Origin of the sequence: uncultured Methanobrevibacter sp. (assembly GCF_946184425.1) — an archaeon.
Taxonomy (GTDB): domain Archaea; phylum Methanobacteriota; class Methanobacteria; order Methanobacteriales; family Methanobacteriaceae; genus Methanocatella.
Genome location: NZ_CAMHFP010000013.1, coordinates 1 through 22,228, shown reverse-complemented (window position 1 = coordinate 22,228; position 22,228 = coordinate 1). Strand labels below are relative to the sequence as shown.

The 22,228-nt window shown below is 34.2% G+C and carries 27 protein-coding genes; 12 read left to right on the top strand and 15 right to left on the bottom strand.

Going from position 1 to position 22,228, the window contains the following annotated elements:
* Window positions 1-266: 266 nt before the first annotated feature.
* Entirely contained in the window at window positions 267-959 is a 693-nt protein-coding gene (locus tag Q0P94_RS04215; protein WP_295114101.1) for a 4Fe-4S double cluster binding domain-containing protein, read from the top strand.
* On the opposite strand, the gene Q0P94_RS04210 is transcribed toward Q0P94_RS04215, so the two are convergent.
* Window positions 954-1,517 carry a GNAT family N-acetyltransferase gene (locus Q0P94_RS04210; RefSeq protein WP_295114100.1) on the bottom strand — a complete coding sequence of 188 codons (564 nt, stop codon included), beginning with the start codon at window positions 1,515-1,517 and terminating at the stop codon, window positions 954-956. The genes Q0P94_RS04215 and Q0P94_RS04210 overlap by 6 nt on opposite strands.
* A gap of 142 nt (window positions 1,518-1,659) precedes the next feature.
* Between Q0P94_RS04210 and Q0P94_RS04205 the strand changes: the two genes are divergently transcribed.
* Window positions 1,660-2,619: an ABC transporter ATP-binding protein gene (locus Q0P94_RS04205; protein ID WP_295114099.1), complete on the top strand. Its 960-nt coding sequence runs from the start codon at window positions 1,660-1,662 to the stop codon at window positions 2,617-2,619.
* Window positions 2,609-3,223, top strand: coding sequence for an ABC transporter ATP-binding protein (locus Q0P94_RS04200; RefSeq protein ID WP_295114098.1), 615 nt, complete (start codon window positions 2,609-2,611; stop codon window positions 3,221-3,223). The genes Q0P94_RS04205 and Q0P94_RS04200 overlap by 11 nt, the downstream gene beginning before the upstream one ends.
* On the opposite strand, the gene Q0P94_RS04195 is transcribed toward Q0P94_RS04200, so the two are convergent.
* The 3 genes from Q0P94_RS04195 to Q0P94_RS04185 form a co-directional block, all read right to left on the bottom strand.
* Complete coding sequence (locus tag Q0P94_RS04195) at window positions 3,220-4,242, bottom strand: MATE family efflux transporter (RefSeq protein WP_295114097.1); 1,023 nt, start codon at window positions 4,240-4,242, stop codon at window positions 3,220-3,222. The genes Q0P94_RS04200 and Q0P94_RS04195 overlap by 4 nt on opposite strands.
* A 133-nt stretch (window positions 4,243-4,375) precedes the next feature.
* Entirely contained in the window at window positions 4,376-4,570 is a 195-nt protein-coding gene (locus Q0P94_RS04190) for a hypothetical protein (RefSeq protein ID WP_295114096.1), read from the bottom strand.
* On the bottom strand, window positions 4,567-4,998 hold the full coding sequence (locus Q0P94_RS04185) for an AAA family ATPase (RefSeq protein WP_295114095.1): 432 nt from the start codon (window positions 4,996-4,998) through the stop codon (window positions 4,567-4,569). Before Q0P94_RS04185 ends, Q0P94_RS04190 begins: the two co-directional genes overlap by 4 nt.
* Window positions 4,999-5,202: 204 nt before the next feature.
* Here Q0P94_RS04185 and priL point away from each other — a divergent pair, with 204 nt between their 5' ends.
* Both priL and Q0P94_RS04175 read left to right on the top strand, forming a co-directional pair.
* Window positions 5,203-6,534 (top strand): DNA primase large subunit PriL, encoded by a 1,332-nt coding sequence (gene priL / locus Q0P94_RS04180; protein WP_295114094.1) that lies wholly within the window; start codon window positions 5,203-5,205, stop codon window positions 6,532-6,534.
* A 358-nt stretch (window positions 6,535-6,892) separates the two neighbouring features.
* The gene (locus Q0P94_RS04175; protein ID WP_295114093.1) at window positions 6,893-8,632 is read left to right on the top strand and encodes a Na+/H+ antiporter NhaC family protein; all 1,740 of its coding nucleotides are present in this window, start codon (window positions 6,893-6,895) and stop codon (window positions 8,630-8,632) included.
* Between the two features lie 24 nt (window positions 8,633-8,656).
* Here the strand turns inward: Q0P94_RS04175 and Q0P94_RS04170 are convergent, their stop codons facing one another.
* Both Q0P94_RS04170 and Q0P94_RS04165 read right to left on the bottom strand, forming a co-directional pair.
* On the bottom strand, window positions 8,657-9,175 hold the full coding sequence (locus Q0P94_RS04170) for a hypothetical protein (protein WP_367270199.1): 519 nt from the start codon (window positions 9,173-9,175) through the stop codon (window positions 8,657-8,659).
* 45 nt (window positions 9,176-9,220) lie between these two features.
* Window positions 9,221-9,361, bottom strand: coding sequence for a hypothetical protein (locus tag Q0P94_RS04165; protein WP_295114091.1), 141 nt, complete (start codon window positions 9,359-9,361; stop codon window positions 9,221-9,223).
* Window positions 9,362-9,539: 178 nt separating this feature from the next.
* Between Q0P94_RS04165 and Q0P94_RS04160 the strand changes: the two genes are divergently transcribed.
* Window positions 9,540-9,662 carry a hypothetical protein gene (locus tag Q0P94_RS04160; RefSeq protein ID WP_295114090.1) on the top strand — a complete coding sequence of 41 codons (123 nt, stop codon included), beginning with the start codon at window positions 9,540-9,542 and terminating at the stop codon, window positions 9,660-9,662.
* Between the two features lie 62 nt (window positions 9,663-9,724).
* On the opposite strand, the gene Q0P94_RS04155 is transcribed toward Q0P94_RS04160, so the two are convergent.
* Complete coding sequence (locus Q0P94_RS04155; protein WP_295114089.1) at window positions 9,725-10,174, bottom strand: YdeI family protein; 450 nt, start codon at window positions 10,172-10,174, stop codon at window positions 9,725-9,727.
* Between the two features lie 220 nt (window positions 10,175-10,394).
* Between Q0P94_RS04155 and priS the strand changes: the two genes are divergently transcribed.
* The gene (gene priS / locus Q0P94_RS04150; RefSeq protein WP_295114088.1) at window positions 10,395-11,372 is read left to right on the top strand and encodes a DNA primase catalytic subunit PriS; all 978 of its coding nucleotides are present in this window, start codon (window positions 10,395-10,397) and stop codon (window positions 11,370-11,372) included.
* A 1-nt stretch (window position 11,373) separates the two neighbouring features.
* On the top strand, window positions 11,374-11,631 hold the full coding sequence (locus tag Q0P94_RS04145) for a hypothetical protein (RefSeq protein WP_295114087.1): 258 nt from the start codon (window positions 11,374-11,376) through the stop codon (window positions 11,629-11,631).
* On the opposite strand, the gene Q0P94_RS04140 is transcribed toward Q0P94_RS04145, so the two are convergent.
* Together Q0P94_RS04140 and cofH are read right to left on the bottom strand one after the other, a co-directional pair.
* Window positions 11,626-12,204 (bottom strand): deoxynucleoside kinase, encoded by a 579-nt coding sequence (locus tag Q0P94_RS04140; RefSeq protein ID WP_295114086.1) that lies wholly within the window; start codon window positions 12,202-12,204, stop codon window positions 11,626-11,628. The genes Q0P94_RS04145 and Q0P94_RS04140 overlap by 6 nt on opposite strands.
* Before the next feature lie 16 nt (window positions 12,205-12,220).
* The gene (cofH, locus tag Q0P94_RS04135) at window positions 12,221-13,363 is read right to left on the bottom strand and encodes a 5-amino-6-(D-ribitylamino)uracil--L-tyrosine 4-hydroxyphenyl transferase CofH (RefSeq protein ID WP_295114084.1); all 1,143 of its coding nucleotides are present in this window, start codon (window positions 13,361-13,363) and stop codon (window positions 12,221-12,223) included.
* A 204-nt stretch (window positions 13,364-13,567) separates the two neighbouring features.
* On the opposite strand from cofH, the gene comD reads away from it, so the two are divergent.
* The 3 genes from comD to Q0P94_RS04120 all read left to right on the top strand — a co-directional run bounded on the left by comD (window position 13,568) and on the right by Q0P94_RS04120 (window position 14,978).
* Window positions 13,568-14,059, top strand: a complete 492-nt coding sequence (gene comD, locus Q0P94_RS04130; protein ID WP_295114082.1) for a sulfopyruvate decarboxylase subunit alpha — start codon at window positions 13,568-13,570, stop codon at window positions 14,057-14,059.
* Between the two features lie 4 nt (window positions 14,060-14,063).
* Window positions 14,064-14,606, top strand: coding sequence for a sulfopyruvate decarboxylase subunit beta (gene comE, locus Q0P94_RS04125; protein WP_295114080.1), 543 nt, complete (start codon window positions 14,064-14,066; stop codon window positions 14,604-14,606).
* 108 nt (window positions 14,607-14,714) lie between these two features.
* Window positions 14,715-14,978, top strand: a complete 264-nt coding sequence (locus tag Q0P94_RS04120; protein WP_295114078.1) for a MarR family transcriptional regulator — start codon at window positions 14,715-14,717, stop codon at window positions 14,976-14,978.
* Here Q0P94_RS04120 and Q0P94_RS04115 read toward each other — a convergent pair.
* The 6 genes from Q0P94_RS04115 to comA all read right to left on the bottom strand — a co-directional run bounded on the left by Q0P94_RS04115 (window position 14,975) and on the right by comA (window position 21,184).
* Entirely contained in the window at window positions 14,975-15,145 is a 171-nt protein-coding gene (locus Q0P94_RS04115) for a hypothetical protein (protein ID WP_295114076.1), read from the bottom strand. The two genes, Q0P94_RS04120 and Q0P94_RS04115, sit on opposite strands and share 4 nt — an antisense overlap.
* Before the next feature lie 154 nt (window positions 15,146-15,299).
* Entirely contained in the window at window positions 15,300-17,606 is a 2,307-nt protein-coding gene (gene hdrA, locus Q0P94_RS04110; protein ID WP_295114074.1) for a ferredoxin:CoB-CoM heterodisulfide reductase subunit HdrA, read from the bottom strand.
* On the bottom strand, window positions 17,603-18,544 hold the full coding sequence (hdrB, locus tag Q0P94_RS04105; RefSeq protein WP_295114072.1) for a ferredoxin:CoB-CoM heterodisulfide reductase subunit HdrB: 942 nt from the start codon (window positions 18,542-18,544) through the stop codon (window positions 17,603-17,605). The genes hdrA and hdrB overlap by 4 nt, the downstream gene beginning before the upstream one ends.
* Window positions 18,528-19,139, bottom strand: coding sequence for a ferredoxin:CoB-CoM heterodisulfide reductase subunit HdrC (hdrC, locus tag Q0P94_RS04100; RefSeq protein ID WP_295114070.1), 612 nt, complete (start codon window positions 19,137-19,139; stop codon window positions 18,528-18,530). The genes hdrB and hdrC overlap by 17 nt, the downstream gene beginning before the upstream one ends.
* Entirely contained in the window at window positions 19,136-20,386 is a 1,251-nt protein-coding gene (locus Q0P94_RS04095; RefSeq protein ID WP_295114068.1) for a methanogenesis marker 16 metalloprotein, read from the bottom strand. Before Q0P94_RS04095 ends, hdrC begins: the two co-directional genes overlap by 4 nt.
* Window positions 20,387-20,410: 24 nt before the next feature.
* Window positions 20,411-21,184: a phosphosulfolactate synthase gene (gene comA / locus Q0P94_RS04090; protein ID WP_295114066.1), complete on the bottom strand. Its 774-nt coding sequence runs from the start codon at window positions 21,182-21,184 to the stop codon at window positions 20,411-20,413.
* Window positions 21,185-21,380: 196 nt separating this feature from the next.
* On the opposite strand from comA, the gene Q0P94_RS04085 reads away from it, so the two are divergent.
* Window positions 21,381-22,097 carry a UPF0280 family protein gene (locus Q0P94_RS04085; RefSeq protein ID WP_295114064.1) on the top strand — a complete coding sequence of 239 codons (717 nt, stop codon included), beginning with the start codon at window positions 21,381-21,383 and terminating at the stop codon, window positions 22,095-22,097.
* The last annotated feature ends 131 nt before the right edge of the window (window positions 22,098-22,228 follow it).

Below are 22,228 nucleotides of genomic sequence, written 5' to 3'. Positions count from 1 at the left end.
TAATACTAATTTAACTTATTTTAATACAAATAATAATTTATCAATAATACATATAAAAAGATATTTATTACTTTTAAAGTTTAATTTATAAAATAAACAGTTAATAAAAAAATATTATAAGAATTTGATTTAAATTAAAAAAATTAACAAAACATTTCAAATTTCAAAAAAAATCCAATATAAAAATTAAACAAAAAATATGTAATATTTTTTTCAAAGTAATACAAAAATTAAATTTAAATAGCATTACCGTTAAATATTCGCTCATGAATTTATCTCTTGAACTGAAAAATTTTTTATTGGCAGAGGGTGCTACTGAAGTAGGCTTTGCTGATATAACCAATTTCACACCCAAAAAAGGACTCGACATTGGAGTCATTTTCTACATAACATATCCGAAAGAGATAATACAAAACATGCAAAATGCACCTACCCAGGAATATGTCGAAGAATTGGTGAGTCTGAACACAAGACTTGATGCACTGGGAATGAAATGTGAAGAGTTTTTAATAAATAATGGATATGATGCATATGCTCAAACCAAAAAGAGACTGGGAACTGATTTTGGAGAGTTCAACTCATTTGAACTGCCACATAAAACAATTGCTACCCGTGCAGGACTGGGATGGATTGGAAAATCTGCACTGTTAATAACAAAAGATTACGGGCCAGCTCTTCGAATGTCATCAGTTCTAACCGATGCCCCACTGGATGTGGGAACACCAATACTAAAGTCAAAATGTGGAAAGTGCGTGGAATGTAAAAACGCATGTTTCGGCAGAGCAATCAGCGGAAAAGAATGGAACCATAAACTTAAGAGAAATGAATTTTACGATGATAAAAAATGTGAAAGATATGCTCTAAAAATATCTGAAGAAAATTTGGGAAAAGCAGATACAGTATGTGGAAAATGCATATATGCTTGCCCACATACTCAAAAATACATAAAAAAACTATAATTTTACGGCGTGCATGAAATCAGCCGGTTGAATACAAATATCCAATTCATGAATCTCCTTATCCATATGCACTGTTTCAAGCTCATCGTTTGCATCCAATACAACAACAAAACCCATTTTTGTCCAAAACTCAAGTGCTCCATCAAGTGTTTTATGAGTGTGCAAATAGATGTTTTGATACTTTGACTTGTTGGCGAAGTTTTCAGCAATGCTGAACATCTTTGATGCCAGGCCGCAACGGCGATATTTCCCATCAACAAACAGTCTCCAAATGCTTGAAGTGGTTTCATTAGAGTACAAATGCCTAAATTCAGGAAAATCTTTATCATAAGATCTTATTCCTATAGTTGCAATGATTTCACCGGTTTGCTCAAGATAAGCCACAAAGAAATTATTCCTGAGAGGATTAACATAATATTCATCCAGTTTGATAATGTCTTCGTGCCATTCAGGAACATAACCATAGCCAAACTCTTTTTTTATCTGAGCAAATAAAAAATCCTGAACATCTTTAATGTTTTTGGAATCATTGCCCAATTCCTTAATAACGACTTTCATGATTAACCTCAAAAGTATTACAAATTAATGTAAATTTATGTAGATAGTAATACTTTTTAATTAATTTTGATTAACTTTAATATTGATAAAGTACAAATTAGTATTTAAAAGTTATCATTTGAAGATCATGACAGGTGATTAAATGGAAAAATTGTTAGATGTAGAAAACGTTTCTATTTCATTTATTCAATATACTAAAGGTTTAAATCAAAGAGAACTAAAAGTTATCACTGATTTGACCTTAGATATTTCTGAAGGAGAAATATTGGCAGTGTTAGGTTCAAGCGGGTCTGGAAAAAGTCTCCTAGCACATGCAATATTTGGAATCCTTCCTGAAAATGCAAATTTAAATGGAAAAATCAAGTACAAAGGAAAAGAATTATCACAAGAAGACAAAGAAGAACTTAGAGGAAATGAAATAGCCTTAATTCCACAATCAGTGAATTTCCTAGATCCTTTAATGAAAATTTCAGACCAGGCAATCGGACATACCGAAAATGATGCCGAGAAAAAAGAAAAGAAAATAAAACAAAGAGAAATCTTTGAACACTACAATCTTGGTCCTGAAGTAGATGAGATGTATCCTTTCCAATTATCCGGAGGAATGGCAAGAAGAGTGCTTGTTTCAACTGCATTATTATCCGACCCAAAATTGGTTGTTGCAGATGAACCGACTCCTGGTTTAGATGAAAAAACAGTCCATGAGACACTAAATCACTTCAAACATATGAAAGATAATGGAGTTGGAGTATTATTAATCACCCATGACATCCACGCCGCATTAGAAATTGCCGACAGAATCGGAATATTCTACTCCGGATATGTGATTGAAATTGCTGAAAATAAGGACTTTTCAGGAGATGGGGAAAATCTCCTTCACCCATACACAAAAGCGCTATACAAGGCATTGCCTGCAAATGGGTTCGAACTAACCAAAGGCCATCAGCCATTGCATGGTGAAATACCAAAGGGCTGCCCATATTATGACAGGTGCGAAATGAGATTCGACAGATGCAGAGACGAACGACCTGAATTAATCGACCTTGGAAATAAAAAAGTCAGATGTTTTAAATATGAAGAAGGTGCTGAAGATGGAACTTAAAGCAACAAACATTTCATTTAAATATCCCACTGCAAAAAACTACCTGCTGAAAGACATTAACCTTACATTAGACAATAACAAAATCATGGGTTTGATTGGAGATAGCGGAAGCGGAAAATCAACATTGTGCAAAATACTGTCAGGATATGTGACAAATTATGAAGGTGCAGTAACATTTGATGGTAAAGCACTGCCAAATAAAGGATTCAAATCGATTCAATTGATTTACCAACATCCAGAAAAGGTAATGAATCCAAAATGGAAAATGGAACAGGTATTAAAAGAATCATGGGATGTGCCGGATGACATTCTAAATGAATTCGGTATCCAAAAGTCATGGCTTACCAGATTCCCACAGGAGTTATCAGGAGGGGAGCTTCAGCGATTTTCAGTATTGAGATCACTCAACCCAAAAACAAAGTTCCTAATTGCAGATGAAATGACAACCATGCTTGATGCAATTACACAAGTGCAAATCTTAGATTCAGTTTTAAAAGTGGTTAAACAAAGAAAAATGGGATTTTTACTTGTAAGTCACGATATGGATTTAGTTGACACCATTTGTGACGATAAAATATACTTAAAAGATATTAATGGTGTTTAATCATTAATATTCATTAATTTTTTAATTTGCAAGTCCGCCCAAACCATAGTAATGTTATTTGAGACAACCTCGCCTAAAACAATACCCATCCAGGCTCCCCAAACACCATAACCTAAAACAACACCCAACAGGAATGCAAAGAATATTGTAAAACCAGTTTCTCGCATGATTGTCTGAAACATTGCAGTGATACCCTTACCGATGCCCTGGAAAACATATGTTGATGCAACCCCAACAGCCATTGTCGGATAATATATTACAATCCATGCAAGGAAACTTGTAAGTTCAGAAGCGATTCTGACACTGCTTCCGCTTGAAGCGAAAACTGATGCAATATCTCCCGCAAACACATTAGTCAATATAGCTACAATAAATGCTATGACAATTGAAACCTTCATCGCATATCTGTGAGCAACTTGAATGTTTTTATAGTTTCGAGCACCATAGTTTGCTGCAATGACGCTTATCAGTGCTGTTCCAATAGCCAGAAGAGGAGTTGTTCCGATAGTGACTATTCTCCAACCTGTTGAGTAAACTGCAACCGAATCCGTTGAGCCGACAAAAGTCAATAATGCTGAGAAAACCGCTGCAAAAAATGCATTGTTTAAAAGCTGAATACTTGCAGGAATTCCCACCTTAACAATATCTATTGAAATCTCCTTTTTAAAACTGAAATTAGCCAGATTAGGCTTTAGGTAAGTATCCCTTTTAACATAAAACCAATACAGCAAAATCAAAATTACGAATACCGCTGAAATTAATGTTGCAATAGCTGCACCTTTTACACCCAAATTCAATGTGTAGATTAAAATCGGATCAAGAATCATGTTGAGAATAACTGATGCAATCATCGCATACATAGGGCGTGTAGTGTCTCCTTCCCCTCTGAAAATGCCATACAATGCATTTGAAAGAATGATAAAAATTGAACCCAAAAGAATAATGACTCCATAGTCTGTTGCATAACCGATTGTTTGGCCAGCACCCATTGCATTTAAGATTGGATTGAGGAAAATCAATAGTATTATCGTTATAGCAAGATATGACAATATCAATGATTATTGAATGAATTTGGATAATCTTCTAATCCTATTAAATCCTTTTGGATTTTCAGTTCATTTTCCTGTGCAGATTCAATGTTTCCTGTGAATATCAAATCAGGTCATTTCCAATATCCGTATGGTAGTTGTATTTTAAACTCAAATGCTGAGAATATTTTAATGGCATTACCGGAAGTATATTAAGTCTTCTGGCTGCATCAGAATTATAATTCAGATGAAGTGATGATGAACCGGCCAATATCAGGAAAATGTATGGAGATTCATCATAGATGGTTTTACCGTTCATTGCCCAATTTTCATCAAAGTGTGCTTCATCAATGAAAATGAAACCGGTTTGTCTAAAAGTGCGGGAGTTGTATTGTGAATTTTATCCAAATAGATTCCTATTATTTTTTTGATATCCGTTTGACCTGCAAAATTTGTTGTTTCGCATGAGATATATAACAGATCACTTGAATTGAAATTTTTTTCCTTTAACAAGTATTCATAGCATTGGTATAGTATTGTTGTTTTTCCAACCCCTCGAATTCCTGGAAGTACAAAATATCTCTCTTCAGACTCCCCATCTAAAAAACTATCAATCATTAATTTGAGCTTATCAAATTCGTTTTTGCTATTAAACTTAATGTTTTTATATGATAATTTCCTGTTTAGAATCATTGGCACTTCAGACAACTGTTTTATTATATATTTATAAATTACATCTTCCATCATTCTTTACGATATCTCTAATCAGCAATGATGAATCGGATTATGTAATTTTTGATTCATTTTAATCAGATTCATGTTGGAATTGGCATGACAATGACCATATTTAACAAAAAAGATATTTATTAACACACAATTTAACAAACAAAAATAAAACCTGATTTTGAAAATGAGATATCTATTTAAAACATGAAATAAAAAGTTAAAATCATGGCTGAAGTTTCTTTTATTAATCCATTATCCGATGAAGGAAGAGGAATCATACGCAAATATGGCGATTTAAATCAGATTTTTGATGAAGACGAATCACTGATTGAAATCTGCACACATACCTTAAATCAGAGAATATCAGATGACAGCGTTATTCCAAAATCCTATGCAGATTATGCAATGAAACGGATACAGTGGGCAATAGAGAAAAAAAACAATAAGAACTTCACACAGGCCGAATTTGAATACTTAACCAACGAAGAATTATTCATGCAGGATGTTGTTATATTCCACATATTATGTCAGGCCATTGCCATCCAGTTCAATACAGGTTCACGTGAAACCAGGCTTTTTATTGAATCACAGGGAATCCTAATTCAGGAAAGACTATCCAAAATACCTCCAATGTCAAGAGCGGAAATAATTGACGAGGTTTTGGATGAAGTCAAGACTGACGGAGCAATTAAATGGAATTCCCTGAAAGATGTTATAGCTTCCAAAAAACTCAAATTGACAGATTTATTGATTGATGAGGGAGATATCATACTTCAGGCAGACGATTTTCTCGAAAGATTTTCCGACAAATTCCATGACCGAAGTCCTGACAGAATGTACAATATTCTAATTGGAGACAGCGTCAAGGAACAGATTCTATCAAGGTTAATAATGCAAAGAACCGAAGAATACATCAATAGAATTAAAAAAATGTCCGCACATGTTGAAATACATCCGGCAATTGTAAAGATTGCAGAAGACCTTAAGGAATTCATCCCTGAGGAAACAAGCAAATACAATCAGTATTATGCCGGAAGCGGAGGAATATATGGCAGTGTCCAAGCCGGAAAATTAAATCCCGATGCGTTTCCTCCATGCATTAAAACAACTGTAGAGGGAGTGTCATCCGGAGGACGTAATGATGCAATTGTACTTCTTTTGACTTCATTTGCTTCATATGCACGGTTATATCCGAGAATCTTTGCTTCTGATGAAACCGTCAAAGTGTCAGATATGGATCCTGACCTTACAATAACCGAAAATGAAATTTTACCATTAATTTTTGATGCGGCAGACAACTGTACTCCCCCTTTATTTGACGACCAGCCTCAGGAAAAGATTAACATCATTTCCAAATTAGGTTTCGGAATGCACGACAGTGTCGATATCAACCATGAGGGAGAGACAAAATGGTACACTCCGATGAGCTGTGAGAAAATAAAAATACACTTGCCTCAACTATGCCATCCGGACAAATCCTGCAAAGGCATCAACAACCCTTTGTCCTGCTATGGCCGTAAAAAATTCCAGATTGACCGGGAAGCAAAAGAGGAATGAATAAATAAATACAATTTTCCTATTTTTTATGATTTTATACAATTCTTTAATCATTTTATAACCATATATAAAATATATATTACTTTTTAAAATCAGATTTAATTGAATGAAAATATTATATGTCAAATTTAAAGGACAATATTATTTATAATAGAATTTACAAAATAGATTACATGATTTAATTTATCTAGATGGTTCTAATAACTTTAAACAAAAAATAACAACCTATTGCATTTTTTTATTCAAAAAGGAATTAATTGATTATTTTTTAAAAAAAATATTGAACATCATATAGATTTTATAATTAAATTGTGCTTAATTACATTATAAAATATTTTATAAAAAAAATGGTGGAATTATGAACATGAACAATAATATGAAAATAGGAATAGTAACTGCTGTTTCTGTGATAGCTCTTTTCGTATTATCATTATTGATTACCCAAGCTCCTGCAGGTGATGATAATGCATTAAGATTTGGAGTTTTAACATTACTTCCTCCACTTGTAGCTATTGCATTGGCATTTATTACTAAAGAAACAATATTGTCTCTTTTTATTGGTGTTTTCGTTGGAGAATTCATGCTTTGTGTAAATGACTTGAACATAATAAGCAGTGCAGTGAATGCATTTTTAGCAATCGGAAATCAGGTAATTGCCTGTATGGCTGATCCATGGAATGCGGGAATTATCCTTCAGTGTCTGCTTATCGGTGGTGTAATTCAGTTAATCACAAAAATGGGCGGTGCAAAAGCTCTTGCAGATGCACTTGCAAAACGCGCAAATACCCCAAGAAAAGCACAGCTCATCACATGGTTTTTAGGATTATGTGTATTCTTTGATGATTATGCAAACTCCTTAATCGTCGGACCAATCATGAGACCTGTAATGGACAAACTTAAAGTATCTAGAGAAAAATTAGCATTTGTAGTCGATGCAACTGCTGCACCTGTTGCCGGTATCGCAATTATTTCCACTTGGATTGGATTGGAAATAAGTTTAATTGCTGCTGGTTTTAAATCAATCGGAATGAACGTTAGCGGATTTGGAATATTTTTACAAACAATTCCATACAGATTCTATAACATTTTTATTTTAATTTTCATTGTAATCTCAGCTATTACATTATATGAATTCGGACCAATGAAAAAAGCGGAACAAAAAGCACGTGCAAGAAAAGACTCAGAACCTATTCAGGCTCTCGAGGCACCTGGTTTTGATGAGGTTCAACCTGTTGAAGGAATAAAATTAACTGTCTGGAATGCAATCATCCCAATCGGAACATTAATTATCGGTGCATTAATTGCATTTTACTGGAGCGGATACACTACAATTTTAGGCGGACAAGACCAAGCACTTATAACCTTAATGAAAACAGCTCCATTATCATTCAACGGTGTTTTTGAAGCATTATCTGCTTCAGATGCATCTGTTGCATTGTTCCAGGCTGCTTTACTTGCATCAATCGTTGCTATTGTAATGGCAGTGCTTGAAAGAATCATGACCATCGAACAGGCCATAAGCGAATGGATCGGAGGAATGAAAACCATCGTTATTACCGGAGTAATTCTATTGCTTGCATGGTCTTTAGGTGGAGTAATCGGAGATATCGGTACTGCAGATTACCTGGTTGGTGTTTTAAAAGGAACAATACCTGCATGGATTTTACCTTCACTGATTTTCGTGCTAGGCGCATTGATTTCATTTGCAACCGGTACAGCTTACGGTACAATGAGTATTCTCATGCCGTTAACAATACCTCTTGCATGGGCTGTTTCACCGGATATGGGATTCGTTGTCACAGCAACAAGTGGAGTATTGACCGGAGCTATTTTCGGAGACCACTGTTCACCGATTTCAGATACAACAATTCTGTCAAGTATGGGTACCAGCTGTAACCATATTGACCATGTGCAAACACAAATCTATTATGCCATATTTGTAGCAATCATTGCAATAATATTCGGTTACATTCCAGCAGGATTCGGAATTGCTTGGTATATCTGCATCCCTGTAGCTGTTGTAGCGATGTACATCGGATTAAGAGTAATTGGTGAAAAAGTAGATTTCGATGATGATGTTGAAGAAGAAACTGCATAAAGTTTCTTCACTTTTTTTATTTTTTTACATTGAAGACTGAGAAAACTTAAACGGATTATGGTCTTCATGAATTGCATCATAATACTTATTTAAAATAGCTGATTCCCACATATTATAATTTGACTGCTCATTTTTCTCAAAATTATAAGCTAAAATCCCAATTTTACGTTCATATTCATTAATATTATTTTTTTCACAAAAATCAGTTATTATATCTGGAATATATTCACAAGGATCATCACTGCTGAACTCCAGAAATTCCTCATATTCCTGTTTGGAGAATAAATCCTTGGCATCTATCGGATCTTCACTGGCCTTAATTGTAAAAAGTTCAATATAAATATTATCTGCCAAAGGCAATTGGTTGAATTCAATACCCAACCCGTATACCTTACCATTTTCAAGATTAAGTATCGTGTGACCTGTTCTCTGACAGGAAATCCAGTTATCAAAAGCCGGTTTAACAATATCTTCAGGAGTCAATCCTGACAAGACTGTTTTTAAATGCTCCACTCCTATTACTTCAACTATTTCTTCCATGATTAAATATTTTATTATACTGTTTAATAAATTGAATAGGTTGTGCATTTACAATGAAGCAACAAAACCCATTACCAAAAATCCAATAACCAAACTTATTATTGTACTCCATGCACTGTCACCAAGCATTCCTTTTACAAAATAAGCCACAATAGCACCAACAAATAATGCCGCAATACCATTCATCATATCACCTCACTTATAGGAAAAGCCATTTATATAGTAGTTTATCATAACTTCCACATAAGTCAGTTAAATGTTTTAATTTAACTAAATGTCAATGATGAAACAGTATATTACAAAACTTTATAAGTGGGAACAGTGATAAATTTATTTAGGCGTAACTAAATTTTTAGGATGTGAAATTATGGATAATATGGCAGAAGCCAGAAAGCATATGCATGAAAGAAATAAAAAAATCGAAGATGATAAAAAATCTACATCCAAAAAAATCAAAAACTTCTTTTTTGGATGCTGCAAAAACAAATAGTTTAGAAAAAACAGATTATGAAAATACCCCATTACACCAATCATATTATAAATACGCAAACATCATAACCTTCCATAATCTGTCCAATTGCCATACATTTTATTATTTTTCGTATTCTTTAAAAAATTAGACATCATTCTTTTGAAATTATCTTTATTCTTTCTGTGTCTTTGAATATTGCCTATCCTAATTCTTTTATACAAATCAGGAAAATCACTGAAGTTTTTCCAAATTTCAGAATCTTTCTTTAATATTTCAATAATATCATCATCAATCTTAAATTCTTCCTCCAAATCAGGGAGTTGCTTGAAACCTTCTTTTGTCATCAAATTATTTTTAATTAGCCATCGACATCTCTCCTTGTTTAATTCAGACCAATAACTATTTTTCCTTCGGGGAGTGAATCTCTGAAGCCTGACACCGTCCTTAATACCATATGTTGAATCAATCCACCCGAAGGACAGTGCAGTATAGACCGCATCAATATAGTAAAACACATCATCATCCTTCATTTTTCCCCGCTTGCAATGTATCCAGCATTCCTTTTGTTTCATATGATTGGAAGAAAGCCAATTTCGGAATTCCTTATTGTTCCTGCAATCCAAAATATTTTCATACTCCATGATTTAATGTTTAAAAGAAAAGTTAATAATCCTTTGCAAAATATCGGCATTTTTGTGCAAAAGCACACATTAAGAAATAATATATACTTAAAAAAAGTAACTATTAATCATGTTTTCTAAAGCTACATTAAAAGAGCGCAGACAATACTATCGTGAGGAATGGTCTGAAAATGACCTGCCGGACTTCATAGCTACTGACTTAAAGAAAAGGGAGTTCGGTTTTGACCATAACGGAAGCGGACCTAATGACAGATATAAGGTCTTTAGAGGAAAAGAATCTTTGAGAAAATTCCTAAGATATAAGGCACCTTTTGCAGCATATATCTCAGTAGCATTCTACAACAATCCTCGAAGAAGAGAAGATTGGTTAAAGGCTGAATATATTTTTGATGTTGATGCAAAGGATATTCCAATCAGGTCATGCCAATGCGATGGAGTATGTGAAATATGTTTAGGTGAAGCTTTAGAAATCGTCAATACCCTAATTGACACATTGGAATCTGATTTAGGTCTCAAAAACATACATCTTATATATTCAGGAAGAGGATATCACATAAGAATTCTTGATGATGAAATGATGACTGCAGGAAGCGAGCTCCGCTCTGAAGTACTCAAATATGTAGCTGGTGCAGAAGTTCCCAAATCACAATTCATAAATCCTGAAGTATCCAATCAGAGTTTTAATTTTGAGCATTTCTCGATTCCCGTAGGATATTCCAAAATATTCACAGATAAAGTTAAATTCAATATCCAGCATTTGGTCGGAAATGAAAAGCTGGACGGTATCAATCCAAAGCTTATGAAGGACATTATCGCATCAAGACATCACCTTGAAAATGACAATTGGGGATTTTTCAAAAGGGACATAGGTCCTAGAAGGTATAAAAACCTTGTTGAAGCTATGGCCCGTGTTAATCTGGCCACTATTGATGCAAAAGTATCCATTGATTTGAAAAGAATTTTAAGACTTCCATCTTCACTTCACTCAAAGGTAAGCATGAAATGCATGGAAGTGAAAAACAGGGAAACTTTTGATCCTTTCTCAAAAGCCGTTCCGAAATTCGTTTATGAAAGAAAAGGTGTTTAAAATGGATGAAGTTTTAAGAAAAATATTAAGAAAAAATCAGTATTTTGAAGAAATTAATGAAAACAGGTTTGTTCCACAGTTTTTAGGATTGATTGTGAATGGCATTGTTGTATACCATGTTAATTGGATTGACATTGTGGACAAAGAAATAATATTCATGCACAAGGACATTCAGACCCATCCGATAGTTTCACTTGTTTTAGAAAATCTTAATTCCCTAATGATTATTACAAATGATGGAATTAAAGAAGTTTTATAATCTGTCTGTTTCCAGACACTTTGAAATAATTTCCTGTGAAATGACATCAGGAGAATTATTTCCATCAACCACATTCCAGTTATATGTGAATTTCTGAGATTTCAAGCGATTTTCACGTAGAGATTCGATGTTTTCAAACATTTCTGTCTCCTCGTCACGCCCTCCGATTCTTCTTAAAGATTCTTCAGGACTTACATCTAAAAAAAACATGCAATTGGATGTCGGCAGAATAAATGCCACAATTTTATAAACTATAGTGTTGATAACATCCGGAAGATACATTACAGCCAGGATATATCTTGAAAATATTACCACATCAGTATCATTGCTGTGGCAGTACATCTGAACAGACCTGATAGCATCCATTCCAAAATAAAGAGTGGCCTTGATATGATTTAACTTACCAGTTTTTAAAAGTGCCGCCTTAGATTTTCTGCCATACTTATTGTCACTGCATGGATGAGATCTGACTATTACTTCCCTTCCCTGCTTTTTATACATTTCAGCAAGCAAGTTAACCTGAGTGTCTTTCCCTGATCCATCCAAACCATCTATGACAATAAATTTATTCATAATACCCCTTAATTAATTATTTTGAAGCCAATGCTTTATAGGATTTGATTGGATAAAATTCAGTGTATTTGGAATTTCTTTCAATCGGATTTCTGCCCAAGTTTTTCACCATATTACTTAATGTATCAATTGACGCATCAACTCCGTCAGGTGCTCCGGAAGCTTCAGATAACTCATCTCCACCTAAAGTTCCACCCAAATCATTAGTTCCTGCAGTCAATGCAACCTGAGCAAATCTGAATCCCATTTTCACCCAGGACACTTGGATATTTGGAATCAAATCCCTTAACATCAATCTGGAAACAGCATATAATTTTAAGTCTTCAGTACCAGTAGCTCCTAGATTGCTTTGTCCTTCTAAAAATATCGGAGAATATTCGTGCATAAAAGTCATAGGAATAAACTCAGTGAATCCATGGGTTTCTTCCTGAAGTTTGCGGATAATGTCTATATGTTCGACTCTTTCTTCCAATGTCTCTACATGACCATACATGATTGTAGCTGAACCTGGGATTCCTACTTCATGAGCAGTTTTAACAATGTCCACCCACTCGTTTACACTTACCTTTTCAGGACAAATTAAATCACGTGACCTATCAGTTAAAATTTCTGCCGCAGTTCCCGGTAGGGTGTCCAATCCTGCATCCCTTAATCTTTCACAACCTTCTGCAATGTCAAGACCGGAAACCAAACATGCATCATTAATCATTGTAGGTGAAAAACCATGAATCATTACATTCGGATATTCGCCTTTCAGCAATTGAAGTAAATGTTCATAATATTCAATGTCTGCATCTGGAAGTACGCCGCCCATGACGCAAAATTCATGAGCACCTTTTTCAACAGCTCCCTGAGCCTTATTCAATATTTGCTCATCACTTAAAATATAAGCTTCAGGGTCATCTGCATCTTTTCCAAAAGCACAAAAACCGCATCTTACTGTACATATGTTTGTGAAGTTAATATTACAGTTATTAATGAAAGTAACATTATCCCCCACGATTTGCTGTCTTAAATAGTCTGCTGTAGCAAGTAAAGGGTATAAATCTGACCCTTGAATTTTCATCAAATGATTTGCTTCCTCGACTGTAATCTGCTCGTCTAAAGATTTAGTCAAAATCTTTTCAGTTTTAGAAGATACTGGTAGTTTATCAAACATGAAAATATATTAGTATTAAATTAAATAAAAAGTTTTCTATTAATTAAATTATATGTATGAAAATGTACATTACTTTAAATTAAAAACATGAATTATAATTAACAATAATTTCAAAATAATGAAAATCAATGAGAATATCAAATAAAATAGCTATTTAAGTAATGAATTATATAACTGTAATAATATTAGAAAAAAAGTGATAGTATGGATAGTAGTGAAGCTATTTTTAACGGACTTAAAGATGCTGGAATCGATTTTATAGTAAGTGTTCCATGCGCTAACTTATCAAAATTACTTAAGATGATTGATGAAGATGATGAGATAACTCATATTCCCGTAACCCGTGAAGAAGAAGGAATTGGAATATGTGCTGGAGCATATCTTGGAGGAAAAAGAACAGCTATTTTAATGCAGAACTCAGGACTTGGAAACTCCATAAATGCACTAAAATCATTGATGGAATTATATGAATTTCCTCTTATTATGATTATGAGCCATAGAGGAACTGAAGGGGAAAATATTTGCGGACAAGTTCCAATGGGAGAATCAACCCCTAGAATTCTAGAGGCAATGAACTTCAGATTCTTCAAGCCTGGGAATCCTGAAGCAGCATATGAAGCAATTTTTGATTCATGGGATTTGTCAACTGAAGAGGGAAAACCTGTTTCAATACTTTTAGAAATTAGTTATTGGTGATAATATGGCAAGAAGAGAAGCAATTACAGAAATAATGAAAAATATTGACGATGAACTTGTTATATGCAATATAGGATTTCCATCAAGAGAATTATATGACATTGAAGATAGAAAAGAAAACTTCTATATGATCGGTTCAATGGGACTTGCATCTTCAATTGGTTTCGGCCTTGCAATAGCCCGTCCAGATAAAGATGTTGTTGTAATCGATGGAGACGGATCTCTTTTAATGAACATGGGGTCACTTGTAACAATTTTTGCAAATAATCCCAAGAATCTGACCTGGATTGTGATTGACAATGGTGCATACGGTTCGACAGGAAACCAGGATACCTATGCTCAAGTAGTTGATCTATGTGAAATTGCAAAAAGCGTTGGATTTAAAAATAGTTTTAATTTTAACGATATTGATTTAAAAGAAATTATTGGAAGTAGTAATGCCAGTTTTATCGTATATAAAACTGAAGCTGGAAATTCAGATGCACCAATTATTGATTTAGACCCAATATCAATAAAAAATAGATTTATGGATACCATCCAATTTTAAAATCTATTTCTTTTTTCACTTATTTTATGAATATCTTATGTTTAAATAAATTTAAACATATTTAACTTATATATAATCATTATTTGTTTAATTTCAAAAATAATAATTATGGATAACATCAGATTATACGAACTTCTGGGATATGTTAAAATCTCTCCGTATAGAACTAACACATTAAAGTCTATAGGCAATGAATTAAAAATGCCCTCAGAAATTGCAAAAGAACTTGACATTAAAACAAGCCAAGTATCAGCAGCATTATCTGATTTGAAAAAAGAAAATCTGGTAGTGTGTGTTAACGAAGAAGTGAGAAAAGGAAGACTGTATAAATGTACTCCCATGGGACTGGAACTGCTCAAAAAAATAGATTAATCCCAATATCCATCATCAATATAACCTAAATCACCATTTTCATCAAAATTTAAATCATCATCACAACCTGCACTCCAATCAGGACTGTCTGATAAATCTGATCCACAATTTTCACAGGTTGCTCTGGATGAGTCGTTCAAGTGTCCGCAAACATCACATGTAATCATGATAACTTATATAAAAAAACTAATATTAAAACTTTTGTTTAAAACTTCATCCAAAACAGCATTGGGTGCAAATTAATGAAAAAAAAAAAATAATTTAAAAAATTAAAAATTAAATTTCAGCCTAAAAAAGCAGAAATTATTTTTAATTTGAAATCTATTCAGATTCATTTAGCTCAGCAATCTTTTTGTCAAAGTCTGTTAATTTACGGGCAAGACCTGTGAAGTAGGGAATATACACTTTTGAAAATGTAACCCTTTCAGGATTTTGACCCAATTCATCAATACGCTGCTTAACCCTTTCAATTTTACGCTCCACTTCACCATACATCAAATCTCCAGGGAATTCCCCAATGAATATTCCGTCAGCACCATTGTCAAGTGCATATCTAATATGCCTTGGCCTTACACGATTTACGGAAATAACTTTAATGATATGAATTGATTCCGGATATGAAAGTCTGTTAACTCCAATATTGTCTGCAGCAGTATAACCAATATTATCCAAAAATACCAAAATCATGCGTTCACCTTCACGCTTTTTGGACAATACCCCCTTTATTGTAGCCAATATTTTCTCATCAATGTTACCATTTACAGTAATGGCCCTCTGTTTACAGCCAACAAGACATTTACCACAACCCGTACAGCTCATAGGGTCTATGTAAATCTCATCATCCTGAATGCTCATTGACTTGTATTTGCACCTTTCTATACATTCACCGCATACAGTGCATTTCTCATTATCGATTTCTGCAATGAAAGGCTCAATTTCAACTCCACCATAATTATACTCTGAAACTTTTGAAGCAGCTGCAGTTGCCTGCATGATTGAATCTGTGATGTCTTTTGGATCCTGTGCCGTTCCGCATACAAATATTCCCTGCACATCGGTTGCAACAGGCTTTATTTTAGGGTGTGATTCCTTGATGAAACCATCTTCAGTTGTTCCAATGTTCAATGTTTCTGCAATTTCAATTGTACCCTCGGACGGTTCCATTGCAGTGGACAATACCACCATGTCAGCTTCAATTTCCACAAATTCACCTTTAAGAGTATCTTCGGTTCTGACAATGAAATTGTCTCCTTTTTTAACAACTTCTCCAGGACGGCCTCTTAAGAACCTTACCTCATTTTCCTGAGTATGCTTATAGTATTTCTCAAACATTCCCGGAGTTCTAACGTCTGTGTAACATATCAACACATCTGTATCCGGATACTTGTGTTTGATGATATTTGCATTTTTCAATGCCACAGTACAGCATATTTTTGAGCAGTATCTGTGACCGTCAGGTTTTTCATCCCTTGAACCCACACACTGTATCATCACAACACGTTTTGGAACTTCGCCATTTGATTTGAGAAGTTTTCCTTTTGTAGGTCCGTTTACCCCAGTAATACGTCCAAGTTCAGATTGGGTTATGACATCATCATATCTAGTATATCCATATTCCGGCCTTTTTTCCATGTCAAATAGTTTATGTCCTGTTGCAACGATTATTGAGCCCACCTGAAGCAGGGACTTTTCAGGTTTGCTTCTGAGTTTAATAGCTTTCATGTTGCATGTTCTAAAGCAGTCCCCACATTTGGAACAGTTGTCCATGTCAATAACATAGCTTTCTGGATATGATTGCCCAAATGGTCTGTAAATTGCCTTTCTCATTGACAGATTATCATTCCAATCATTTGGAACTTCAACTTCACATACTTCAGCACATTTACCGCACGCAATGCATTTTTCTGTGTCCACATATCTTGGAGACTGTTCGATAATCAAATTGTAAGTTCCGGCTCTTCGTTCAGCTTCAATTACTTTAGCATTTGTTAAAACATCAATGTTGTCATTCCATACAAGCTCATTTAAGATTGGATTTAAAAGGCACATTCCACACTCTTCAGCAATTTTTACAGGAGAGAACACCTTACCTATTTTCGCCATATGTCCTCCAATTGAAGGAGATTGCTCGACAATAGTCACTTTGGTTCCCTGTTTTGCAAGAGATAATGCCGCATTCATCCCGGCAATACCCCCACCAATAACCGCCACTTCCTCAGGAGTTTGACAGTAAATTGGGTCAACCGCATCGGACTGCTTGACCTTTTCGATTGAAGCATTAATCAGTGTAATAGCTTTATGAGTAGCTTTTTGTTTATCGCTATGTACCCATGAACATTGTTCTCTGATATTAGCCATATCCATTAAATAAGGATTTAAAGGTTTCACATAATCCTGAAATGTCTTTTCATGAGATATTGGAGAACATGCAGCAACTACAACCCTGTCCAGATTATGGTCAAAGATTGCATCCCTTATGATTTTACGTCCATTTAGTGAACATAAATTTTCGAACTGCCCAATGAATTCAACATCCAAAGAGTCTCGGACTTCATCCAAATCTACAATGTCTGCAATATTTCCTCCGCATTCACATAAAAAAACGCCAACTTTTAAATCATCCCTCATTTAGAAACCTCCTTCAAATCTTTAATTACAGAATCAATCGGAACCGTATGAGCTTTAGCTCCTATTACTTTATTTAAATCTCCTCCCATAGCCAACGCTAAAAATTGTGTAATATTCAAATGAATTGCTCTAAAGTTTCTGCCTTCACGTTCGGAAATCAAATGCTGATACCTGTCAAACTGAATATGGCAGTTAGGACACAAATGCACCAAAATATCAACATCTTCATCTGCAATTGCATTCATCTTATCAGCCGTAGCAGTAAATGACAACTCAGGATTAGAGTATCTTTGTCTAAAACCAGTCCCACAGGTGGCTCTTTTGTGGTCATACCAGCCAATAGTCTTGCATCCACATTCCTCAATAATTTCATCCATTATATTCGGATCTCTAACACCTCCGATTGTGTCCTCATAATGCACTTTGCAATAATGACATCCATGATGAGTGGCTATAGTATACTCACTTAAATCATATTTTATATTTTCTTTAATCTTATCTTTTTTACCATAAAGAATATCAACTACATGAAATATATTTTCAGTGGGGTTTAAGTCGTCCTTTTCATATTTCAAATGAGATAATCCGTTTTCATCAAAAAGATTATTGATATTGTTTCTCAAATCATCTTTTTTGTTCAATAACTTAACTGATTTTTTGTTGATTGCATAACATGTGGCACACATCATTACAAGATTTGGCCTTCCAATTTCACGGGCAATCTTAAAGTTACGTGCACCGATAGCAGTTGTATCTATCTGGCTGAAAACATCTGAGTAATGTCCAAGACCAGTGCAACAGGTCTGTTTATCTGAAATAGCATAGTCAACATCTAACTTGTCAAATACAAATTTAGTGGATGCCTCAACACCAGGATATTCCACACTTACCAGGCAACTTCTAAATAAAAGTATATCTTTATCAGGAATGTTCTTCATGTTCTTCCTCCTGAGATTCTCTTATCTTTTCTATTTTATCCTTAAAACCTGTAATTGTCAATATTTTACTTACTTCATCTATTACTTCCTTGGATGGCATTAAAGGCGGGTCAAGTTCCAGTTCCTTTCTGATTTCATCAAGATTCTGTCTGAAATCCCACCATCCCGGAACATCCCTGTCGATGTCTTTGAAAAATATTTCAGGTATTGCCCCTATTGCTGCGGTAAAATAGCTGTCTGCAAAGCCCATATATTCATAAAGCTTATCATAACCAATATTATTGGCAATTGCAAATTGTTTGAGTATTTGATTGACCTCGCATACGCTGTTTCCTACAGGGCAAACACTATGGCAGGTATAACAGTAAAAGCAATTCCAGATATTGTTGTCTTCCAGAATTGTTATATCCCCATCCAATACTCTTTCTATAATGTCACGAGGATTATAATCGGAGTGGCGTGCTGCCGGACATGTTGAAGTACACATTCCACATTGGACGCATTTTAAAACTCCATCATCCTTTGAATTTTTAACATCTTCAATAATTTGCTCTGCAAAATCAATTGGAGAATCAGTGATTTTTTGAGTAGTCATAATCTGAATTCCTTATTTTCAATTAACTGTTTAAGTTTTAATGATAATTTGTTTCCTCTCAATCTGTCAGATTGTCTGCAGATAATCGGAATGTTTACTTTTTTCTCATTAATTGTTAAATCAACATCACCAGTATTCATTTGGAACGCATCATGATTACAGAAGTTTGCACACATTCCGCAACCGAAACAATGTGTAATATTAAATTTTCTGTTTTTGAATGCATTTGTCGGACAGACACTTTCAACACTGCATTTTTCACAGTTAAAACATTTGGAGCCGTCAAATTGAGGTCTCAAGTCATGACCTTGCCACATTTTCGCATAATTTGTGTTATCCAAAGGCAAATGACGTCCCTTAATGTCTGCAACAGGCAAATCAATTTGATCATCAGTTATCAGCAGATTATTGTAAATTTCCTCATTCAAAACAGGGATAGGTATTGCAACAGTGTCATATATTTCTCCGCCCTGACCTGTTTTGAAACCTCCCAAATAATAAGGATCCATTTTACATAAATCCGCTGAAAGCATCAAATTCGGTTTTTCGGGACTGGAACGTGTACCATCACCCAAAATATAACCTTGAGCTCCATTTACCAAAACCCTACATCCTTCCTTAATTACATTATGAGGAATGTCATTTTGAAGAGGGTTCAGGTCACCGCATCCTGAAAATGTCAATCCAGATAAGTTACCTTCTAAAGGAGTTGCAGCAAATATTGAGTTAACCGCTTCTTTATTGGGGTTTGTAAAAGCAGTATAGTTTTTAAAGGCCATACGTGCACCTATTATCTGTCCACGTGTAATGTCATCAAGTGTTATGGTGTTTTCAATTGTCTTATTGTCTGCACTTTCCACCCTTACATCAATTGATTTGCCTTCAAGCAAATCCTTCAATAAAAATCCTCCTCCATAATTTTCATCATATACTGAATGTGCGGTTCCATGAAGAATCACATCGACAGAACCCAACCATTCGTTCGGACAAGGTCCTGCATATGCCGGAACACCGTTCAGATACACCTCATTAGCCCTTATGAATTCACCTGGAGGAGAAACAATAAAGTTAAGTATGGCGGCTGTTCCGCTCATCACTCCACAAGTTCCGCAGGTTACAACATCAACTTCATCAAAACTTGGTGCATCATCATTTTTGATTAGCTTTTTAAACTCTTCTGCTGTATAAATATTAGCTTCACCATCATCAATCTTTCGGTTGATTTGGTCAATGCTCCTATTTTCCATTTTAACTACCCTCTTTTAATTATTTTAACTAATTTTACCGACTGTATCTCCTCTCAGCCCTCTTCTTAAAGTTTCAAGAGAAGTTATGTCATCACTTGAAATGTTTCCTAAATTAACAGTATTTCCCAATTTCAATATGAAAAATACCTGTTGGTCTTTGTTTGGAGCTTCCCACAAAATTTTATTGCCATCGAAGTTATTCAGAATATAATCTATTTCATCTTCCTTTGCATTACCTGACTTATCGAAAATTCCAATGTTTTTACCTCCTTCTCTGGCTTCAACGATTATTAGGGATGAACCGGCATCCAATTCCTCCTGCATATACTGAATTCTTTCGTCTAATGACAGTTCCTTATCCAGATTAGGGTCTTTTTTACCCACTTCTGACAATACTTCAAATCCGTTATCCTTTGCAAGTTCTATGCATTTCAGTTTATCATCATGAGGAATATTTACTGAACCATCAGACACTTCAATAGCTGGAAAACCCAATTGATGTGCTTCTGTAAAAAATTCATCCAATTTATTTGATTTATATGCCAATTCAAATAATGTTCCCCCAGTATATGGTGTAATTTGATGATTTTTGTACATTTCTACTTTGGCCTTTATTATTTTCTGTTCATGTACAATGGATGTTCCCCATCCAAATTTCAAATAATCCACATATTCACCAGATATATTCATCAGACTTTCTGCAGTTTCAAGGCCTAACCCTTTATCCAAAACCATGGTTATACCGCAGTTTCTTGGTTTCTCTTCTCTTGCAACAGATAAAAATTCAAAAGATTTCACAAATATCACGCGTGTTAATTTATTTTTCTAAATTATAAATAATTAAATATTATATATAAATGTTTTTAATACTTTGTGTTTAATTTAATTTAAAAGGCCGTTATATTACCCCACATAAAAAATAACACATAGTATACTGAAAAATAACAAATTTCAATGAAAAATTTTAATAATAACACTTCAAAAATAAAAAAACATGAATTACCAAGAAATTAACTTAGGTGAAACACATATACGGCTGAAAACCGATCTGCACAAACATGATTTAAAAGATTATATTTTCTCACTAAGGTCTGATTTGAAACATTATATTGCAAAAAATCAAGATTTTCTACTTTCATTAGAGCCGCTTAAATTACATGAAGAGTCATTACCTCCAATAATTAAAAAAATGAATGAAACATCAAATATCTCTGATGTCGGACCCATGGCCTGTGTTGCAGGAACCATATCAGAATTATCTTTAAATCATTTAATCAAAAACAACACCAAATGTTCAACTGTTGAAAATGGCGGAGATATCGCACTAATAAATGATGAAACAATATTATGCGGAATTTATTCAAATAATAAAATAATTGGAAATGAAATTGCATTCAAATTAAAACCTAGAAAAAAAGCTTTGGGAATATGCACTTCATCAGGCAAGATTGGCCATTCCATTAGTTTCGGAAAATCAGATAGCGTGACAATTCTTTCCAAATCAGCATCCCTAGCAGACGGACTTGCAACACGAATTGCAAATGATGTTAATGGTGAAACTTCACAGGATAAAATCTCAAATGCATTAGAAACCGCAGAAAACTATAAAGAATACTTCGATGGAGCATTATTGATATCTGAAAATAATATTGGAACAATTGGCAGATTACCAAAAATTGTTGAAACAAACGAATTTAATATAAAAATCTAATTAAAAAAAAATAGCATTTAATAAATATTTACAGATAATACCTGATTACATATCGTTAAATTAATTAACAATGAATTTATCAAAGAAACTTTATTAATATCAAAACATGAATTGATATATTAAAATTTGTC

Coding starts and splice junctions, on each gene's coding strand:
- priS (WP_295114088.1), top strand. CDS start 10,395: ATGTTTTCTAAAGCTACATTAAAAGAGCGCAGACAATACTATCGTGAG.
- Q0P94_RS04205 (WP_295114099.1), top strand. CDS start 1,660: ATGGAAAAATTGTTAGATGTAGAAAACGTTTCTATTTCATTTATTCAA.
- hdrA (WP_295114074.1), bottom strand. CDS start 17,606: ATGAGGGATGATTTAAAAGTTGGCGTTTTTTTATGTGAATGCGGAGGA.
- Q0P94_RS04200 (WP_295114098.1), top strand. CDS start 2,609: ATGGAACTTAAAGCAACAAACATTTCATTTAAATATCCCACTGCAAAA.
- Q0P94_RS04160 (WP_295114090.1), top strand. CDS start 9,540: ATGGATAATATGGCAGAAGCCAGAAAGCATATGCATGAAAGAAATAAA.
- Q0P94_RS04190 (WP_295114096.1), bottom strand. CDS start 4,570: ATGAACGGTAAAACCATCTATGATGAATCTCCATACATTTTCCTGATA.
- Q0P94_RS04145 (WP_295114087.1), top strand. CDS start 11,374: ATGGATGAAGTTTTAAGAAAAATATTAAGAAAAAATCAGTATTTTGAA.
- comE (WP_295114080.1), top strand. CDS start 14,064: ATGGCAAGAAGAGAAGCAATTACAGAAATAATGAAAAATATTGACGAT.
- hdrB (WP_295114072.1), bottom strand. CDS start 18,544: ATGAAGAACATTCCTGATAAAGATATACTTTTATTTAGAAGTTGCCTG.
- Q0P94_RS04185 (WP_295114095.1), bottom strand. CDS start 4,998: ATGATGGAAGATGTAATTTATAAATATATAATAAAACAGTTGTCTGAA.
- priL (WP_295114094.1), top strand. CDS start 5,203: ATGGCTGAAGTTTCTTTTATTAATCCATTATCCGATGAAGGAAGAGGA.
- cofH (WP_295114084.1), bottom strand. CDS start 13,363: ATGTTTGATAAACTACCAGTATCTTCTAAAACTGAAAAGATTTTGACT.
- Q0P94_RS04140 (WP_295114086.1), bottom strand. CDS start 12,204: ATGAATAAATTTATTGTCATAGATGGTTTGGATGGATCAGGGAAAGAC.
- Q0P94_RS04095 (WP_295114068.1), bottom strand. CDS start 20,386: ATGGAAAATAGGAGCATTGACCAAATCAACCGAAAGATTGATGATGGT.
- Q0P94_RS04210 (WP_295114100.1), bottom strand. CDS start 1,517: ATGAAAGTCGTTATTAAGGAATTGGGCAATGATTCCAAAAACATTAAA.
- comD (WP_295114082.1), top strand. CDS start 13,568: ATGGATAGTAGTGAAGCTATTTTTAACGGACTTAAAGATGCTGGAATC.
- Q0P94_RS04085 (WP_295114064.1), top strand. CDS start 21,381: ATGAATTACCAAGAAATTAACTTAGGTGAAACACATATACGGCTGAAA.
- hdrC (WP_295114070.1), bottom strand. CDS start 19,139: ATGACTACTCAAAAAATCACTGATTCTCCAATTGATTTTGCAGAGCAA.
- Q0P94_RS04165 (WP_295114091.1), bottom strand. CDS start 9,361: ATGATGAATGGTATTGCGGCATTATTTGTTGGTGCTATTGTGGCTTAT.
- Q0P94_RS04120 (WP_295114078.1), top strand. CDS start 14,715: ATGGATAACATCAGATTATACGAACTTCTGGGATATGTTAAAATCTCT.
- Q0P94_RS04155 (WP_295114089.1), bottom strand. CDS start 10,174: ATGAAGGATGATGATGTGTTTTACTATATTGATGCGGTCTATACTGCA.
- Q0P94_RS04115 (WP_295114076.1), bottom strand. CDS start 15,145: ATGATTACATGTGATGTTTGCGGACACTTGAACGACTCATCCAGAGCA.
- Q0P94_RS04175 (WP_295114093.1), top strand. CDS start 6,893: ATGAACATGAACAATAATATGAAAATAGGAATAGTAACTGCTGTTTCT.
- Q0P94_RS04215 (WP_295114101.1), top strand. CDS start 267: ATGAATTTATCTCTTGAACTGAAAAATTTTTTATTGGCAGAGGGTGCT.